Here is an 18,668-nt window from a genome sequence, read left to right on the forward strand (position 1 = left end):
AGCAAAACATCAGCCTCGCGACTACACCTCGCTGAGGCTCTCCCGCGCCTCGTAAGCCAGGCGCACCGGGGCGAACGAGCGACGATGGATCGGCGTCGGGCCCAGACGAGCCAAGGCTTCCAGATGAACGGGCGTTGGGTAACCCTTGTGCCCGCCGATGCCATAGCCGGGGTAGATCAATTCGAAAGCCGCCATTTCACGGTCTCGGCTGACCTTGGCCAGGATTGAAGCCGCCGCAATAGCAGGCACCTTGCTATCACCCTTCACCACCGCTTCCGACGGCATCGCCAGTTTCGGGCAGCGATTACCATCGATCATCGCCATCTTTGGCGTGATGTGCAGGCCCTCTACCGCACGCTGCATGGCAAGCATGGTGGCGTGCAGGATGTTCAGCTCATCGATTTCCTCGACCTCGGCCCGGGCGATATGCCAGCTCAGGGCTTTCTCACAGATCTCGTCGTAGAGCTTTTCGCGGCGCGCTTCGGTGAGTTTCTTCGAATCGTCAAGACCCAGGATCGGACGGTTCGGGTCAAGAATGACGGCCGCCGTAACGACGGCGCCGCACAGCGGCCCGCGCCCTACTTCATCAACGCCGGCCACCAGTTCATCGGCGTGGGCAACCAGGCTGAAATCCAGGCCCATTTGCGTCTTCATAGGGTGTCCTGTCGATGGCCGATCAAGGTGAGCACGGCATCCGCCGCCTGGTTCGACGCATCACGGCGCAACGTGCGGTGAATATCGTCAAAGCCACGGGTCTGCTCTTCGCCACCCTCTATCAAGGGAAGTACAGTCTGCGCCAGGGCTTCAGGGGTCGCATCGTCCTGTAGCAACTCCGGCACCAACAGGCGCTGGGCCAGCAGATTGGGCAAGGAGATGTAGGGACTTTTGACCATGCGCTTGAGAATCCAGAACGTCAGTGGTGCAAGACGATAGGCCACTACCATCGGACGCTTGTACAACAACGCCTCGAGAGTGGCAGTGCCTGAAGCGATCAGCACCGCATCACAGGCCGCGAGCGCGAGGTGCGACTGACCATCCAGCAGCGTCAGCGGTAAGTTGCGACCGTCAAGCAAGGCCTCGATCTGCGTACGACGTTGCGGGCTGGCACACGGCAGCACGAAGCGCACACCCGGTTTCAAGACCATCAAGCGCTCGGCGGCATCAAAAAACAGCGCGCCCAGCCGCCCGACTTCACCACCGCGGCTGCCCGGCATCAGTGCAACCAGCGGGCCATCGGCCAAGCCCAGCTCGGCACGCGCCGCTGCGCGATCGGCCTGCAGAGGGATGGTGTCGGCCAACGTGTGCCCCACAAAGCGCACCGGTACACCCTTTTCTTCATAGAATCGGGCTTCGAAGGGCAGCAAGGTCAGCATCAGGTCGCAGCCTTCGCGGATCTTCAGCACGCGCTTTTGCCGCCATGCCCACACGGACGGGCTGACGTAATGCACGGTCTTGATCCCGGCCTGGCGCAATTTGAGTTCGATGTTAAGGGTGAAGTCCGGCGCGTCGATTCCGATAAAGACGTCGGGCTTTTCTTCAATCAGTGTCTGGATCAGCAGTTTGCGGCGAGCCAGCAGCTCTCGCAGTCGCCCCAGCACTTCCACCAACCCCATGACGGACAGGCGTTCCATGGGAAAGTAGGACGTGAGGCCCTCGGCCTGCATCAACGGCCCACCCACCCCGATAAACTCGACGGCAGGATGCTGGGCCTTGAGTGCACGCATCAGGCCTGCCCCCAGAATATCGCCGGAAGCTTCCCCGGCCACCAACGCTATACGCAGATTGGCCATGATTAACGGGTGATGCCGCGAGTCGACGCCTGGATCGAGTCCCGGAACACGGCCACTTCCGGAAACTGTGCAGCCGACTCGGCCAGTTCGGTCAATGCCTGCTCAACCGTCAGCCCCTGGCGGTAGACCACCTTGTAGGCTCGACGCAGGGCATGGATCTGGTCTTCGCTGAAACCACGACGGCGCATGCCTTCGAAGTTCATGCTGCGGGCTTCGGCCGGGTTGCCGAATACCGTGACGAATGCCGGAACATCCTTGCCGATTGCGGTCCCCATGCCGGAAAAGGCGTGGGCACCGATATGGCAGTACTGATGGACCAGGGTGAAGCCGGACAGAATCGCCCAGTCGTCAACGTGCACATGGCCTGCCAATGCAGTGTTGTTGACCAGGATGCAGTGGTTGCCGATCACGCTGTCATGGCCGATATGCGCATAGGCCATGATCAGGTTGTGATCACCCAAGGTGGTCTCGGCACGATCCTGCACGGTGCCACGATGAATGGTCACACCTTCACGGATGATGTTGTGGTCACCGATTACCAGGCGTGTTTCTTCACCCTTGTACTTCATGTCGGGGGTGTCTTCGCCTACCGAGGAAAACTGGTAGATACGATTATGCTTACCAATGCGCGTCGGGCCTTTGAGGATCACATGCGGCCCGATGACAGTCCCCTCGCCGATTTCAACACCTGCGCCGACGATCGACCAAGGGCCGACCTCAACGTCGGCGGCCAGTACGGCCGACGGATCGATGATTGCGCGAGGGTCAATCAAACTCATAGTTTGCGTTCCGCACAGATGATCTCAGCCGAGCACACCGGCTTGCCATCCACCGAGGCCTGGCATTCGAACTTCCAGATCTGGCGTTTGCAACTGATGAACTTGGCTTCCAGGATCAACTGGTCGCCCGGCGTGACCGGATTGCGGAAACGCAGTTTGTCGGAGCCCACGAAATAGTAGAGCGTGCCGTCGGCAGGCTTGAGGTCGAGCATTTTGAAACCAAGGATACCGGCAGCCTGGGCCATTGCTTCAATGATCAGCACGCCTGGCATGATGGGATGCGCGGGAAAGTGGCCGTTGAAGAACGGTTCGTTGATGCTGACATTCTTGTAGGCACGAATGCGCTTTTCCTCGACATTGAGGTCCACTACGCGGTCCACCAGCAGGAACGGGTAACGGTGAGGCAGGTATTCGCGAATCTCGTTGATGTCCATCATTTCGGGGGGAAGCCTGTAATAAAGATTGGGGGCGGGCGAACTAAAAGCACGCCCCGCTAGCAAATCAAGGAAGCCGCCCAGCGGCTGTGCACACTTGATATGGAAATGGTATCAGCCTTCTGATGAAGCATTACCGCCAGGGGTCACGTCTCCAACACGCTTTTCAAGCTGTTTGAGGCGTCGGGCCATGTCGTCAAGCTGTCTCAAGCGCGCTGCACTTTTACGCCACTCAGCCGCCGGCTGCATGGCGGTACCGGAAGAGTAGGCCCCTGGCTCGGTGATCGAGTGGGTGACCATGGTCATGCCGGTGATGAAAACGTTGTCGCAAATATCGATATGCCCCACCAGCCCTACGCCACCGGCGAGCATGCAATGCTTGCCGATTTTGGTGCTGCCGGAGATACCGACACACGCCGCCATGGCGGTGTGGTCGCCGATCTGCACGTTGTGGGCGATCTGGATCTGGTTGTCGAGCTTCACGCCGTTACCGATTACGGTGTCGGCCAGGGCACCACGGTCCACAGCGGTGTTAACGCCGATTTCCACGTCATCCCCAATCAAGACACCGCCAACCTGGGCAATCTTGTGCCAAACGCCTTTGGAATTGGCAAAGCCGAAACCTTCACCGCCGATCACTGCGCCCGACTGAATAACCACGCGCTCACCGATACGCACATCGTGGTAAAGGGTGACCCGCGGAGCCAACCAGCCATCGGCGCCGATTTCACAGCGCGCCCCGATAAAGCAATGGGCACCCACGGTGACGCCAGCGGCAATACGTGCGCCACTTTCGATCACGGCAAACGCACCAATGTTGGCAGCGGGGTCAACCTGGGCATCATCGGCAATCACCGCGCTGGGATGAATACCCCCGGCGGCCTTGGGCTTTGGATCGAACAGGTGCGACGCTTTCGCGTACGACAGGTACGGGTCGGCCACCACCAGCGCATCCCCGGCGTAACCCTCGGCATCAGCAGCCTTCAGCAACACGGCTGCGGCTTGGCAACCGACGAGGTACTTACGGTATTGAGGATTTGCGAGGAAGCTCAACTGAGCTGGGCCAGCCTCCTGCAAGGTGGCTAGCCCAGTGATTTCCTTCTCCGGGGAGCCGTGCAAGACGGCCCCCAGGAACTCGGCCAACTCGCCGAGTTTGATAGTCGCGGTCATGGGTTACTTCAGCTGGTTCATGCGCTCGATCACCTGGCGGGTGATGTCGTATTGAGGCTTGACGTCGATCACGGCGCCACGCTCGAACACCAGGTCAAAGGCACCTTTCTTGATGACTTCTTCCACAGCGCTGTCGAGCTTCGGCTTGAGCTGCTTGAGCATTTCACGGTCAGCAACGGCCTTGGCTTCGTTCAGTTCCTTGGACTGGAACTGGTAGTCACGGGCCTTTTGCTTGAATTCAAGTTCCAGACGCTCGCGCTCGGGCTGCTGCATCTTGTCGCCACCGGCTACCAGGCGATCCTGGATGCCCTTGGCGCTGCTTTCCAGGGTCTTGAGCTTGGTCAGCTGCGGACCGAATTTTTTCTCGGCATCCACGGCGTATTTCTTGGCCGCATCGGATTCCAGCAGAGCCATCTGATAGTTCAGGACGGCGATTTTCATTTCGGCGAAGGCCGGGGTGGTTACCAGCACAGTTGCCAGCAGAACCAATTGAGTCAACTTACGCACGATGCACTCCTACAGAATCCGTTGTCGTTATCTTGGGTCAGACGCTTAGAACGTCTGGCCGAGGGAGAATTGGAAAATCTGGGTTTCAGCGTTATCCGGTTTCTTGACCGGCATGGCCAGAGCAAAGCTCAACGGGCCCAATGCAGTCACCCATGTCACGCCAACACCCACGGAGCTCGCCAGGTTGCTGAAGCTCACATCGTTACACTGCGTGTTGGACTTCGAACCATTCGGGTTGGTGACCTGCTCGCACTTGGAGTCGAACACGTTACCCACATCCCAGAAAACCGAAGTACGCAGGGAACGTTGGTCCTTGACGAACGGCAGCGGGAACAGAATCTCCGCACCACCCTGGATCAGTACGTTACCACCGAATGGCAATGGCTTATCGTCGCTATCCGGCTGAGTCCCTACGTTACCGGTGTTCGCGAAACCACGGCTCGGCGTACCACGTGGACCCAAGGTACTGTCCTTGAAGCCACGAACCGAGTTGAAACCACCTGCATAGTAGTTCTCGTAGAACGGTAGACCACTGGTGGAACCATAGCCATCGCCATAGCCCAGCTCAGTGTGCAGGCGCATGGTGTAGTTATCGCTCAGCGGCTGGAACAACTGGCCACGGTAGTCGAGCTTGAAGAACGACAGGTCGCTGCCCGGCGTAGTGGCTTCCAGCGTCAAGCTCTGGGAGTGACCACGGGTCGCCAGCACGCCTTTGTTCAGGGTCGACTCGGACCAGCCGGCCGATGCCTTGAAGTTCAGGAACTGATCGCCTTCCTTACGAGTAAAGTCAAAGATCTCATCCACGGTGTACACACCGGTCTTGATCTTGTCCTGTTGCGCGGTCAAACCAAAGGTCAGGCGCGAGGTCTCGCTGATCGGGTAACCAATGTTGGCCCCCACACCCATGCTGTCGATTGCATAGCTTGCAACGTCGACGTCGAGGTCTTTGTAGTCAGTGGTGCGATAGAAGGCGTTGTAGCCCAGGCTCACACCGTCGGCAGTCCAGTAGGGGTCGGTATAACTGAAGTTATAACGGCTCTGGTATTCGCTTCGGGTCAGGCCGACAGACACACGGTTACCCGTACCGAGGAAGTTGTTCTGTGTGATCGAGCCACCCAGAATCAGGCCCGCGCTCTGTGCGAAGCCGACGCTGGCGGTGATCGAACCCGAGGCTTGCTCTTCAACGGCGTAGTTCACGTCAACCTGGTCATCCACACCTGGAACGGCCGGGGTTTCGACGTTGACTTCCTTGAAGAAGCCCAGGCGCTCAAGACGGGTCTTGGACTGGTCGATCAAGTAGGTCGACGCCCAACCACCTTCCATCTGGCGCATTTCACGGCGCAGCACTTCGTCCGCAGACTTGGTGTTGCCACGGAAGTTGATGCGGTTCACGTAGGCACGCTTGCCCGGGTCGACCACGAAGGTAATGTCCACGGTGTGGTCATCATCATGCGGGGTCGGTACGCCGTTGACGTTGGCGAAGGTATAGCCTTCGTTACCCAGGCGACGGGTGATCAGCTCGGACGTGGTGGTCATCAGCTTGCGCGAGAACACCTGGTCCTTCTGCACCAGCAACAGCGACTTCACCTGGTCTTCAGGTACTTTCAGGTCGCCGCTGAGCTTGACGTCACGAACCTTGTACTTTTCGCCTTCGTTGACGTTGACGGTGATGTAGACGTGCTTCTTGTCCGGGGTGATGGACACCTGGGTCGAAGCGATATCCATGTTGATATAGCCGCGGTCCAGGTAGTAGGAGCGCAGACGCTCCAGGTCACCGGACAGTTTTTCACGAGCGTACTTGTCGTCGTTCTTGAAGAACGACAGCCAGTTGGTGGTCTTGAGTTCGAACAGGTCGATCAGGTCTTCATCAGCGAACTTGGTGTTGCCCACCACGTTGATGTGCTGAATGGCCGCTACCGTACCTTCGTTGATGTTGACCTTCAGGCCGACACGGTTACGCGGTTGGGGGACGACTTCGGTTTCCACGGTCGCGGAGTAGCGGCCCTGGGCAACGTACTGGCGTTGCAGTTCGTTACGCACACCCTCAAGGGTGGCGCGCTGGAAGATCTCGCCCTCGGCCAGGCCGGATTGCTTGAGGCCCTTCATCAGGTCTTCAGTGGAGATCGCCTTGTTGCCCTCGATCGTGATACTGGAGATGGAAGGCCGCTCAACGACCGTGATAACCAGGACGTTGCCTTCGCGACCCAGCTGGATATCTTGAAAGAACCCGGTTTTGAACAGCGCACGAGTGGATTCTACCAGGCGACGATCATCAGCCTGTTCCCCGACGTTCAACGGCAAGGCACCAAAGACGCTACCTGCGGAAACCCGCTGGAGGCCGTTGACGCGAATATCGGAGATAGTGAAGGACTCGGCGTGAACTTCGGCGATCATCAATACGGTGAGAACCGCAGTTAGCAGCAGACGTTTCATGAAGTCCTTTCTTATTCCAACTGGCAATAAACAAACTGCCGCAAAATGCGGCAGATTCGCAATTCAGCGAAGCGTTACAGTCGTCCCAGATCGTTGACCAGAGCTAACAACATCACTCCAACCACCAAACTGATACCGATCTGTATCCCCCAACCCTGCACCCGATCCGACAAGGGGCGACCACGCACCCACTCGACCAGATAAAACAGCAGATGCCCCCCATCCAGTACTGGAATAGGCAGCAAATTCAGAACCCCAAGGCTGATACTCAGATAAGCCAGGAAATTCAGGAAATCCGCGACACCCGACTGGGCAGAAGCGCCCGCCACTTTAGCAATGGTTATCGGCCCACTCAAGTTTTTTACCGAGAGCTCGCCGAACAACATTTTTTTGAGGGATTCGAGGGTCAGCACGCTCATGGTCCAGGTGCGTTTCGCGCCCTCGCCAATCGCGGCCAGCGGCCCGAAGCTGACCTCTCGCACCATCGATGGCGGCCACTCGACACCCTTGACCCCCGCCCCCAGGTAACCCCCGGCGGCCTTGGCCTCCCCACGAACCGACAAGGTTACGGGGACGTCGATTTGAGCACCATCACGCTCAACTTTCAGCGCAATTTTGGTATCGGGCCGTACACGTACCAGATCGACCACTTGCTGCCAGTCACCGAGCACCTGGCCATCCAGGGCCAACAGGCGATCACCGGTTTTCAGACCTGCGGCCTGGGCCGGACCTTTCGGATCCAGCTCCGCCAGCACTGGCGGCAAAGCCGGTCGCCACGGGCGAATCCCCAGGGACTTGATCGGATCAGGCTCATCCGCACCCTTGAGCCAGTGATCCAGGGCCAGTTCGCGCGCAGTCTCAAGCGTGGAGTCCTGGTCGCGAACCACAACACTGACGGTACCGCTCTCGCCCAGACGCCGCACCAGCTGCAAATTGACCGCTCCCCAACCGGTGGTTGGTTCGCCATCAATGGAAACAATTTCCTGCCCCGCGGCCAGGCCAGCCTTGGCCGCCATGCTGTCTGCGTCGACCGCGCCGATAACCGGACGCACCTGCTGACTGCCCAGCATGGCCAACACCCAGAAAAACACCATCGCCAACAGGAAGTTGGCGATCGGACCGGCGGCGACGATCGCGATACGCTGACGAACGGTCTTGCGATTGAAAGACTGGTCCAACTGGTCGGCCGGCACTTCACCTTCGCGCTCGTCGAGCATCTTGACGTAACCACCCAGTGGTATGGCGGCAATCACGAACTCGGTGCCACGACGGTCATGCCAACGCAACAAGGGCATGCCGAAACCGACTGAAAAGCGCAGTACTTTGACGCCGCAACGACGCGCCACCCAAAAGTGGCCGAATTCGTGGAAGGTCACCAACACACCCAGAGCAACCAGGGTGCCGACAATCATATAAAGCGCACTCATCTAATTTCTCCGCCTTTCAATCCAGTGCCTGCGGGCTCAACCGCACCTACAGGCTAACGCGCGTTGCGTTCCAACCATTGCTCGGCCAAGCCGCGGGCCTTCCTATCCGCCTCAAACACGGCGCCCAGGTCGTTGACAGCCACTACCGGCTCCCGAGCCAGGACATCCTCGATAATACTCGCGATCTGCGGAAAACGGATGCGCCGCTCAAGAAAGGCCGCGACCGCCACCTCATTGGCCGCATTAAGCATCGCCGGCGCGCTGTTACCCGCCTCCACCGCCTCACGCGCCAGGCGCAGACAAGGAAAACGCTGCTCGTCCGGCGCTTCGAAGTCCAGGCGCGCAATTGCAAACAGGTCCAACGGCGCCACACCGGAATCAATGCGTTCCGGCCAAGCCAGGGCGTTGGCGATGGGCGTACGCATGTCAGGGTTGCCCAACTGCGCCAGCACCGAGCCATCCACGTAATCGACCAGGGAATGAATCACACTTTGCGGGTGAACCACCACCTCGACCTGGTCCGGCCGGGCATCAAACAGCCAGCAAGCCTCGATCAGCTCCAGCCCTTTGTTCATCATGCTCGCCGAGTCCACGGAAATCTTGCGCCCCATGGACCAGTTGGGGTGTGCACAGGCCTGATCCGGAGTGACATGCTCCAACTCAGCCAGAGGCGTCTGCCGGAACGGCCCACCGGACGCGGTCAACAGAATCCGACGCACGCCAACCTGGCTCAAGCCACGGGAGAAATCACCCGGCATGCACTGGAAAATCGCGTTATGTTCGCTGTCGAGAGGCAGCAACACCGCGCCACTCTTGCGCACCGCCTGCATAAAGAGCGCGCCGGACATAACCAATGCTTCTTTATTGGCCAGCAGAATCTTCTTGCCTGCATCGACCGCCGCCAGCGTCGGACGCAAACCCGCTGCGCCGACAATGGCAGCCACGACGGTGTCCACTTCGGCATCGGCCGCCACCTGGCACAACCCCGCCTCCCCCACCAATACCTGAGTGGCGAGGCCGGCAGCGCGCAGGTCATCCTGCAAACCACGCGCCAGCGCCGCCTCGGGCACCACAGCAAAGCGTGGCGAGTGGAGAACGCAAAGGGCTAGCAACTCGCTCAGGCGGCTAAAACCGGTCAGGGCAAATATTTGATAGCGATCAGGATGACGCGCAATCACATCCAGGGTACTCAGCCCTACCGAACCAGTCGCCCCCAGTACGGTGACTTGCTGCAGACGGCTCACGAGGCAGTCATCCACAACAACACGGCAAAGATCGGAATCGCCGCGGTGAGACTGTCGATACGGTCCAATACACCGCCATGCCCCGGAAGCAGGTTGCTGCTGTCCTTGATACCGGCCTGGCGCTTGAACATGCTTTCGGTGAGGTCACCCACCACCGAAATGAACACGACAATGGCCGTACCCAACAGCGCCAGGAAGATTTCCTTCACCGACCAGTCGCGCACAACGCCGACCACCAGCGTGATCGCCAGCGTCAATGCGAGGCCGCCGTACACGCCTTCCCAGCTCTTGCCAGGACTGACCGCCGGCGCCAGCTTGCGCTTGCCGAACGCCCGACCAGAGAAATAGGCGCCGATATCCGCGCCCCAGACCAATACCATCACCGCCATGATCAACCAGTTGCCCATGGACGCATTCTTGATCTCTACCAAGCCTTGCCAGGCGGGCAGCAGGATCAACAAGCCAATCACCAGCTTGCAGGCCACGCTGGACCACTGGCCACTGGTCCGTGGGTAGGTGAGCACCAGGTAGGTCGCCAGCGCCCACCACAGCACCGCGGCCCCCAACACCCAAGGCACGATGATGCTCGACAGGGTATGCATCAGGAACAGCGACAGCGCCACGAATGCCGCGTACGCCACACGTGGCGCCTGGGCATTGAAACCCGCCAGGCGCGCCCATTCCCAGGCCCCAAGTGTTACGACAAGGCCGATAAACAGCGCAAAGCCGGAACCGTCGAGCAGGAAAAAACCGCACAAGGCAATCGGCAGCAGGATCAGTGCCGTGATGATTCGTTGTTTAAGCATTTAAACCCGGGCTCCAGCTTCGATCTGCTCGCTCGTTTTACCAAAGCGACGCTGACGGGAAGCGAAATCGGCCAGCGCATTACGCATGGCATCGTGTTTGAAGTCCGGCCAGAACAGGTCGGAGAAGTACAACTCGGTGTAGGCCAACTGCCACAACAGGAAATTGCTGATGCGGTGCTCGCCACCGGTACGGATGCACAAGTCAGGCAACGGCAGGTCGCCGGTTACCAGGCAGGTTTGCAACAGTTCGGGCGTAATGTCTTCCGGCCGCAGATGCCCGGCCTGCACTTCGCGGGCCAGCCGTTGCGCAGCCTGGGCGATATCCCACTGGCCACCGTAGTTGGCTGCAATCTGCAGCACAAAACGGTTGGCGCCAGCAGTCATTGCCTCGGCTTCGCGCATGGCCGCTTGCAGTTCCGGATGGAACCGCGAGCGATCACCAATGATGCGCAGACTGATGTTGTTATCGTTGAGGCGCTTGGCCTCACGCCGCAGCGCCTTGAAGAACAGGTCCATCAAGGCACTGACTTCGTCGGCGGGCCGCTGCCAGTTCTCGCTGGAGAAGGCAAACAGCGTCAACACTTCAACCTTGGCTTCGGCACACACCTCAATCACGGCGCGCACCGCATCGACACCCGCTTTATGCCCGGCAACACCCGGCATAAAGCGTTTTTTCGCCCAGCGATTATTCCCATCCATGATGATCGCGACATGGCGCGGTACCACGGAGGGCACAGTCTGCTTGGTCTTTTCCATGAAGGCGTCCTGACCCCTTATACGGCCATCAGGTCCTTTTCTTTTTCCTCGGTAGCCTTGGTGATCTGCGCCTCGGCGTCCTTGGTCAACTTGTCGATATCGGCGACGGCACGACGCTCTTCGTCTTCGCTGATTTCCTTGTCCTTGACCAGCTTCTTCAGGTCACCCAGCGCATCGCGACGGATATTGCGCACGGCAACACGCGCATCTTCGGCTGCGCTGCGGGCCTGCTTGGTGAAGCCCTTGCGGGTTTCTTCAGTCAGGGCCGGCATGGAGATCAACAGCAACTCACCCAGGTTGGTCGGGTTGAGGTTCAAGCCGGCGCTCTGGATGGCCTTGTCGACAGCGGCGAGCATGTTGCGCTCGAACGCCACGACTTGCAGAGTGCGCGAGTCCTTGACCGTCACGTTGGCCACGCCGCTCAGCGGAGTGTCAGCGCCGTAGTAAGGCACCATGACGCTGCCCAGAATGCTCGGGTGCGCCTTGCCGGTACGAATCTGGCCAAATGCGTGGCTCAGAGACTCCAGGGATTTCTGCATACGCGCTTGGGCGTCTTTCTTGATTTCGTTGATCATTGTTGGCCTTCCTCGATCAAAGTCCCTTCTGCGCCGCCGTGTACGATATTCAGCAGGGCGCCGGGCTTGTTCATGTTAAATACGCGCAGCGGCATCTGGTGGTCGCGGCACAGGCAAATAGCGGTCAGGTCCATCACGCCCAGCTTGCGATCCAGCACTTCATCGTAGGTCAGATGATCGAACTTCTCGGCATGCGGGTCTTTGAATGGGTCTGCGGTGTACACACCGTCCACCTTGGTCGCCTTGAGCACGACATCGGCATCGATCTCGATAGCGCGCAGGCACGCAGCCGAATCGGTCGTGAAGAACGGGTTGCCCGTGCCGGCAGCAAAGATCACCACTTCCTTGGAGTTCAGGTGACGCATGGCTTTACGACGATCATAGTGATCGGTCACGCCGACCATGGAAATAGCCGACATCACGATAGCCGAGATATTGGCACGCTCCAGGGCGTCACGCATGGCCAAGGCGTTCATCACAGTGGCCAGCATGCCCATGTGGTCGCCAGTGACCCGATCCATACCGGCGGCACTCAACGCCGCACCACGGAACAGGTTACCACCACCGATCACCAGGCCAACCTGAACACCGATACCGACCAACTGGCCGACTTCAAGCGCCATGCGATCGAGCACCTTGGGATCGATCCCGAACTCTTCCGAGCCCATCAGGGCCTCGCCGCTAAGTTTGAGTAGAATGCGTTTATAGCGAGCCTGATAACCACTGCCCTGCTGAGCCATTGCGAATCTCTCCTGCGGCGTATTTTTTAAAAAATTCTTGGCGAGCCGTTTACGGCTTGCGTTCACTCTAGCTGGACGCTATCACAGCGCCATCGGAACACGGCTTTGTAAGCCAGTTCCGAAAGGAAACCAAATAAAATTGGCCTTCCCATTTGAAAAGAGGCTGCGCGCGTGAGCGGGCAGCCTCTTTCGGCGACAGTTGAAAACTGTCTTATTGCTTGGCGGCAGCCAGCTGGGCAGCAACTTCTTCAGCGAAGTTGTCGACCGGCTTCTCGATGCCTTCACCTACTTTGAAGTAAGTGAAGGAAACGATTTCAGCACCGGCTTTCTTAGCCAGTTCGCCAACCTTGATTTCAGGGTTCTTGACGAACGCCTGCTCAACCAGGCTCGCTTCAGCCAGGAACTTGCTGATACGGCCTTTGACCATGTTCTCAACAATGTTTTCCGGCTTGCCGGCGATCTTGTCGGCGTTCAGGGTCAGGAACACGCCCTTCTCACGTTCGATCGCTTCAGCGGAAACTTCCGATGGCAGCAGGAACTCAGGGTTGGTTGCCGCTACGTGCATAGCGATGTCTTTGGCCAGCTCAACGTCGCCGCCCTTCAGAACAACGGCTACGCCGATCTTGTTGCCGTGCAGGTAGCCACCAACCACATCACCTTCTACGCGGGTCAGGCGACGGATGTTGACGTTTTCGCCAACCTTGCCGACCAGTACCAGGCGAGCTGCTTCTTGAGCTTCGATCAGAGGCTCAACGGTAGTCAGCTTGTCGGCAAACGCTTTTTCAACGCTTTCAGCAACGAATGCCTTGAAGTCGTCTTGCAGAGCCAGGAAGTCGGTCTGCGAGTTCACTTCCAGCAGCACTGCGGATTTACCGTCTTCTTTCAGCGCGATTGCGCCTTCAGCAGCCACGTTGCCTGCTTTCTTGGCAGCCTTGATGGCGCCGGAAGCACGCATGTCGTCGATGGCTTTTTCGATGTCGCCGCCAGCCTTGGTCAAGGCCTTTTTGCAATCCATCATGCCTTCGCCAGTACGCTCACGCAGTTCTTTAACCAACGCTGCAGTAATCTCTGCCATTTCAAAATCCTCTTGGATAGGTTTTCAACCATTCCACCCGATCAAACGGGCGTTCAATTCTTCCCGAATCTCCCTTGTAGGCCGCTGCACGTTACAGTCGCTATGTTGCACTGCCACAAGTGGGCGCCGACAAATGGTTTTCGAGGTGGCAAAAAGGGGGCCAAGCCCCCTTTTTGCTTACTGAGTCAACGCCAGGGCGTCAATTACTCAGCGGCAGCTACCGGAGCTTCTTCAGCGAACTGCTCGGTACCGCCAGCAACGTGGTTGCGACCACGGATTACAGCGTCAGCCATCGAACCCATGTACAGCTGGATAGCGCGGATTGCGTCATCGTTGCCTGGGATGATGTAGTCAACGCCTTCCGGGCTGCTGTTGGTATCGACTACGCCGATAACCGGGATGCCCAGCTTGTTGGCTTCGGTGATCGCGATGCGCTCGTGATCAACGTCGATTACGAACAGTGCGTCAGGCAGACCGCCCATATCCTTGATACCACCCAGGGAACGATCGAGCTTTTCCAGGTCACGGGAGCGCATCAGCGCTTCTTTCTTGGTCAGCTTGGCGAAAGTACCGTCTTCGGCTTGTACTTCAAGGTCACGCAGACGCTTGATGGAAGCACGGATGGTCTTGAAGTTGGTCAGCATGCCGCCCAACCAGCGGTGATCGACGTACGGCGAACCGCAACGTGCTGCTTCTTCAGCAACGATCTTGCCAGCGGAACGCTTGGTGCCGACGAACAGGATCTTGTTTTTGCCCTGGGCCAGACGCTCTACGAAAGTCAGAGCTTCGTTGAACATTGGCAGGGTTTTTTCAAGGTTGATGATGTGGATCTTGTTACGCGCGCCGAAAATGTACTTACCCATTTTCGGGTTCCAGTAACGGGTCTGGTGACCGAAGTGCACACCGGCCTTCAGCATATCGCGCATGTTGACTTGGGACATGATAGTTCCTTAATAAGTCGGGTTTGGCCTCCACGTATCCCAATGACCAACCAGCGGCATCAAGGCCTCCGGCACCCAGGTCATCGTGTCGACACGTGTGTGGATTTAAGCTTCACGGGGCATCCCCGGAAAGCGGCGCATTTTATACCACACGCAGTCAAAAAACGAAACCCGCAATGACATTTGCCGCCTATCGCCTATACCTGAGCCTTTGAATCGCGCCGGCAAGGCCCAACCTTATAGAGAGAAGCGATCATCAGAGGCTCATGATTTGACACCATCGTCTGTTAGAATCGCGTTTCTTGGGGTTTGTGCGTTTTTTGTAACCTTTATTGCCGCACACCGTGAACCGTATTGATTTCAGCGCATCGCGCTAGAGAGAGCCTGTATGACCGTTACCTTGAAAACCGCCGAAGACATCGCAGGCATGCGCGTTGCCGGCAAACTGGCTGCCGACGTGCTGGAAATGATCGCCGAACACGTCAAGCCCGGCGTTACCACTGAGGCGCTGGACCGCATCTGCCACGACTATATTGTCAACGTCCAGAAGGCGATCCCGGCCCCACTGAACTACAAGGGCTTCCCCAAGTCGATCTGCACCTCGATCAACCACGTGGTCTGCCATGGCATTCCAGGCGACAAGCCGTTGAAAGACGGCGACACCCTGAACATCGACGTCACCGTGATCAAAGACGGCTACCACGGCGACACCAGCCGCATGTTCCACGTCGGCAATGTGCCGGTCTGGGCCGAACGCCTGTCCCAGGTCACCCAGGAATGCATGTACAAGGCCATCGAGATCGTCAAGCCCGGTTGCCGCCTGGGCGACATCGGCGAAGTGATCCAGAAGCACGCCGAAAAGAACGGCTTCTCGGTGGTTCGCGAGTTCTGCGGCCACGGCATCGGCAAGGTGTTCCACGAAGAGCCGCAGATACTGCACTACGGCCGCGCCGGCACCGGCATGGAGCTCAAGGCAGGCATGACCTTCACCATCGAGCCGATGATCAACCAGGGCAAGGCCGATACCAAGGTGCTGGGCGACGGCTGGACCGCAATCACCAAGGACCGCAAGCTTTCCGCCCAGTGGGAACACACCTTGCTGGTCACCGAAACCGGCTACGAGATCTTCACCCTGCGCTCGGACGACACCATCCCGCGCCTTTCGGCATAAGGCCTGGTTTGGTTTTCCCAAACACTGTTGTGACTGACTGATAGATAGAAAGGAAAGCCAATCGATGCCCCAGGTGGACCCCGAACTCTTCGACCGTGGCCAGTTCCAGGCGGAGCTGGCACTGAAGGCAAGCCCCATCGCCGCCTTCAAGAAGGCTATCCGCCAGGCCCGCGAGGTGCTCGATGAGCGCTTTCGCAAAGGCCGGGACATCCGCCGGCTGATCGAGGACCGCGCCTGGTTCGTCGACAATATCCTGCAGAAAGCCTGGGAACAGTTCAGCTGGAGTGAAGACGCCGATATCGCCCTGGTGGCCGTTGGCGGCTACGGGCGCGGCGAATTGCACCCCTACTCCGACATCGATCTGTTGATCCTGATGGACGGCGCCGACCACGAGATCTTTCGCGACTCCATCGAGCGCTTTTTGACCTTGCTGTGGGACATCGGCCTGGAAGTCGGTCAGAGCGTGCGCTCGGTTGACGAATGCGCCGAAGAGGCCCGCGCCGACCTGACGGTAATCACCAACCTGATGGAAAGCCGCACCATCGCCGGCCCCGAACGTCTACGCCAGCGCATGCTGGAAGTCACCAGCACTGCACATATGTGGCCAAGCAAGGACTTCTTCCTGGCCAAGCGCGCCGAGCAGAAAGCCCGGCACCACAAGTACAACGACACCGAATACAACCTGGAGCCCAACGTCAAAGGCTCACCGGGCGGCTTGCGGGATATCCAGACCATTCTGTGGGTCGCCCGCCGCCAGTACGGCACCCTGAACCTGCGGGCACTGGCGGGTGAAGGCTTCCTCGTCGAGAGTGAGAACGCGCTGTTGGCGTCCTCCCAGGAATTCCTGTGGAAAGTACGTTACGCCCTGCACATGCTCGCCGGACGCGCCGAAGACCGTCTGCTGTTCGACCATCAACGCTCCATCGCCGCCCTGCTGGGCTTTGAAGGCGAAGACGCGAAGACCAGCATTGAAAGCTTCATGCAGCAGTACTACCGCGTCGTCATGAGCATTGCCCAGCTCAGCGACCTGATCATCCAGCACTTCGAAGAAGTGATCCTGGCTCCCGATGACGAAGCGCCGCCGCAACCGATCAATGCACGCTTCCAGCTGCACGATGGCTATATCGAGGCACGCAACGATTACGTGTTCCGTCGTACCCCGTTCGCGATGCTGGAAATTTTCGTACTGATGGCCCAGCAGCCGGAAATCAAAGGCGTACGCGCCGACACTATTCGCCTGCTGCGAGAAAACCGTCACCTGATCGACGACGAGTTTCGCAACGACATCCGCAACACCAGCCTGTTTATCGAACTTTTCAAGTGCAAGATCGGCATCCACCGCAACCTGCGCCGGATGAACCGTTACGGCATTCTCGGGCGCTATCTGCCGGAGTTCGGTTTTATCGTCGGGCAGATGCAGCATGACCTGTTCCACATTTATACGGTAGACGCCCACACCCTGAACCTGATCAAGCACTTGCGTAAGCTGCAGTACACTCAGGTGTCGGAGAAATTCCCGCTGGCCAGCAAGCTCATGGCCAAGCTGCCCAAGCCCGAGTTGATCTACCTGGCGGGCCTGTACCACGACATCGGCAAGGGCCGGCATGGCGATCACTCGGAAATCGGTGCGGTGGATGCCGAAGCTTTTTGCCAGCGCCACCAATTGCCGCTGTGGGACAGCCGCCTGATCGTCTGGCTGGTGCAGAACCACCTGGTCATGTCGACCACGGCCCAACGCAAGGACTTGTCCGACCCGCAGGTGATCCACGACTTCGCCGGCATCGTGGGTGATGAAACTCGCCTCGACTACCTCTATGTGCTGACCGTCTCCGACATCAATGCCACCAACCCCACACTGTGGAACTCGTGGCGCGCCAGCCTGCTGCGCCAGTTGTACACCGAGACCAAGCGCGCCCTGCGCCGTGGCCTGGAAAACCCGGTGGACCGCGAAGAACAGATCCGCCGCACCCAAAGCGCGGCCCTGGACATCCTGGTGCGCGGTGGCAATGACCCCGACGACGTCGAGCAGCTCTGGTCGCAACTGGGCGATGACTATTTCCTGCGCCACACCGCCGGCGATGTGGCCTGGCACACCGACGCCATCCTGCAGCAGCCGGCCGATGGCGGCCCGCTGGTGCTGATCAAGGAAACCACCCAGCGCGAATTCGAAGGCGGCACGCAGATCTTCATCTATGCGCCGGACCAACACGACTTCTTCGCCGTGACGGTAGCCGCCATGGACCAGCTCAACCTGAACATCCATGACGCCCGGGTCATCACCTCCAGCAGCCAGTTCACCCTCGACACCTACATCGTGCTCGATACCGATGGCGACTCGATTGGCGATAACCCGGTGCGGGTGAAAAAGATCCGCGAAGGCCTGACCGAAGCCCTGCGCAACCCTGCCGACTACCCGACGATCATCCAGCGCCGCGTGCCGCGCCAGCTCAAGCACTTTGCCTTTGCCCCCCAGGTCACCATCTCCAACGACGCCCAGCGCCCGGTCACCGTACTGGAGCTCAGCGCGCCGGACCGTCCCGGTCTGCTGGCACGTATCGGCGGGATTTTCCTGGAGTTCGACCTGTCGCTGCAGAACGCCAAGATTGCGACCCTGGGCGAACGCGTGGAAGACGTGTTCTTCATCACCGATGCCGACAACCACCCGCTGTCCGACCCCGAGCTGTGCCTGCGCTTGCAGGAAGCCATCGTGCAGCAACTGAGCGTGACCCAGGAACCCGGTGTCGAACTGACACGCCTGACCTTTTGAATTTTTAACTTTGTGAACACGATCCCACAGGTCGGTGTTTACGGTGATTGAGG

17 protein-coding genes are annotated in these 18,668 nt (G+C 58.9%); 2 read left to right on the forward strand and 15 right to left on the reverse strand.

What is annotated here, in order from left to right; all coding sequences use genetic code 11:
- Positions 1–21: 21 nt before the first annotated feature.
- The 15 genes from rnhB to rpsB all read right to left on the reverse strand — a co-directional run bounded on the left by rnhB (position 22) and on the right by rpsB (position 14,677).
- Positions 22–654 carry a ribonuclease HII gene (gene rnhB, locus DK870_RS23850; protein WP_060754047.1) on the reverse strand — a complete coding sequence of 211 codons (633 nt, stop codon included), beginning with the start codon at positions 652–654 and terminating at the stop codon, positions 22–24.
- Positions 651–1,790, reverse strand: coding sequence for a lipid-A-disaccharide synthase (gene lpxB, locus DK870_RS23855; protein ID WP_161549853.1), 1,140 nt, complete (start codon positions 1,788–1,790; stop codon positions 651–653). The genes rnhB and lpxB overlap by 4 nt, the downstream gene beginning before the upstream one ends.
- A 2-nt stretch (positions 1,791–1,792) precedes the next feature.
- The gene (gene lpxA, locus DK870_RS23860; RefSeq protein ID WP_060754045.1) at positions 1,793–2,569 is read right to left on the reverse strand and encodes an acyl-ACP--UDP-N-acetylglucosamine O-acyltransferase; all 777 of its coding nucleotides are present in this window, start codon (positions 2,567–2,569) and stop codon (positions 1,793–1,795) included.
- Complete coding sequence (gene fabZ / locus DK870_RS23865) at positions 2,566–3,006, reverse strand: 3-hydroxyacyl-ACP dehydratase FabZ (protein ID WP_003172281.1); 441 nt, start codon at positions 3,004–3,006, stop codon at positions 2,566–2,568. Before fabZ ends, lpxA begins: the two co-directional genes overlap by 4 nt.
- A gap of 111 nt (positions 3,007–3,117) precedes the next feature.
- Positions 3,118–4,173, reverse strand: a complete 1,056-nt coding sequence (gene lpxD, locus DK870_RS23870) for a UDP-3-O-(3-hydroxymyristoyl)glucosamine N-acyltransferase (protein WP_060754044.1) — start codon at positions 4,171–4,173, stop codon at positions 3,118–3,120.
- Positions 4,174–4,176: 3 nt separating this feature from the next.
- Entirely contained in the window at positions 4,177–4,680 is a 504-nt protein-coding gene (locus DK870_RS23875; protein ID WP_060754043.1) for an OmpH family outer membrane protein, read from the reverse strand.
- Positions 4,681–4,725: 45 nt separating this feature from the next.
- Entirely contained in the window at positions 4,726–7,113 is a 2,388-nt protein-coding gene (gene bamA / locus DK870_RS23880; protein ID WP_104995708.1) for an outer membrane protein assembly factor BamA, read from the reverse strand.
- Positions 7,114–7,187: 74 nt separating this feature from the next.
- Complete coding sequence (gene rseP, locus DK870_RS23885; RefSeq protein ID WP_161549854.1) at positions 7,188–8,540, reverse strand: sigma E protease regulator RseP; 1,353 nt, start codon at positions 8,538–8,540, stop codon at positions 7,188–7,190.
- Positions 8,541–8,593: 53 nt separating this feature from the next.
- Complete coding sequence (gene ispC / locus DK870_RS23890) at positions 8,594–9,784, reverse strand: 1-deoxy-D-xylulose-5-phosphate reductoisomerase (protein WP_161549855.1); 1,191 nt, start codon at positions 9,782–9,784, stop codon at positions 8,594–8,596.
- Positions 9,781–10,590 carry a phosphatidate cytidylyltransferase gene (locus DK870_RS23895; protein WP_090366395.1) on the reverse strand — a complete coding sequence of 270 codons (810 nt, stop codon included), beginning with the start codon at positions 10,588–10,590 and terminating at the stop codon, positions 9,781–9,783. The genes ispC and DK870_RS23895 overlap by 4 nt, the downstream gene beginning before the upstream one ends.
- Entirely contained in the window at positions 10,591–11,346 is a 756-nt protein-coding gene (uppS, locus tag DK870_RS23900) for a polyprenyl diphosphate synthase (protein WP_060754038.1), read from the reverse strand.
- 17 nt (positions 11,347–11,363) lie between these two features.
- Entirely contained in the window at positions 11,364–11,921 is a 558-nt protein-coding gene (gene frr, locus DK870_RS23905) for a ribosome recycling factor (RefSeq protein ID WP_016974404.1), read from the reverse strand.
- On the reverse strand, positions 11,918–12,661 hold the full coding sequence (gene pyrH / locus DK870_RS23910) for a UMP kinase (RefSeq protein ID WP_060754037.1): 744 nt from the start codon (positions 12,659–12,661) through the stop codon (positions 11,918–11,920). Before pyrH ends, frr begins: the two co-directional genes overlap by 4 nt.
- Before the next feature lie 211 nt (positions 12,662–12,872).
- Positions 12,873–13,736: a translation elongation factor Ts gene (gene tsf, locus DK870_RS23915; RefSeq protein ID WP_060754036.1), complete on the reverse strand. Its 864-nt coding sequence runs from the start codon at positions 13,734–13,736 to the stop codon at positions 12,873–12,875.
- A gap of 203 nt (positions 13,737–13,939) precedes the next feature.
- Positions 13,940–14,677, reverse strand: coding sequence for a 30S ribosomal protein S2 (rpsB, locus tag DK870_RS23920; RefSeq protein ID WP_003172263.1), 738 nt, complete (start codon positions 14,675–14,677; stop codon positions 13,940–13,942).
- 388 nt (positions 14,678–15,065) lie between these two features.
- Between rpsB and map the strand changes: the two genes are divergently transcribed.
- Both map and DK870_RS23930 read left to right on the forward strand, forming a co-directional pair.
- Positions 15,066–15,848: a type I methionyl aminopeptidase gene (gene map / locus DK870_RS23925; RefSeq protein ID WP_060754035.1), complete on the forward strand. Its 783-nt coding sequence runs from the start codon at positions 15,066–15,068 to the stop codon at positions 15,846–15,848.
- Positions 15,849–15,912: 64 nt separating this feature from the next.
- Complete coding sequence (locus DK870_RS23930) at positions 15,913–18,615, forward strand: [protein-PII] uridylyltransferase (RefSeq protein WP_060754034.1); 2,703 nt, start codon at positions 15,913–15,915, stop codon at positions 18,613–18,615.
- Positions 18,616–18,668 lie beyond the last annotated feature (53 nt).

Source organism: Pseudomonas sp. Q1 (assembly GCF_009935975.1).
GTDB lineage: Bacteria > Pseudomonadota > Gammaproteobacteria > Pseudomonadales > Pseudomonadaceae > Aquipseudomonas > Aquipseudomonas palleroniana.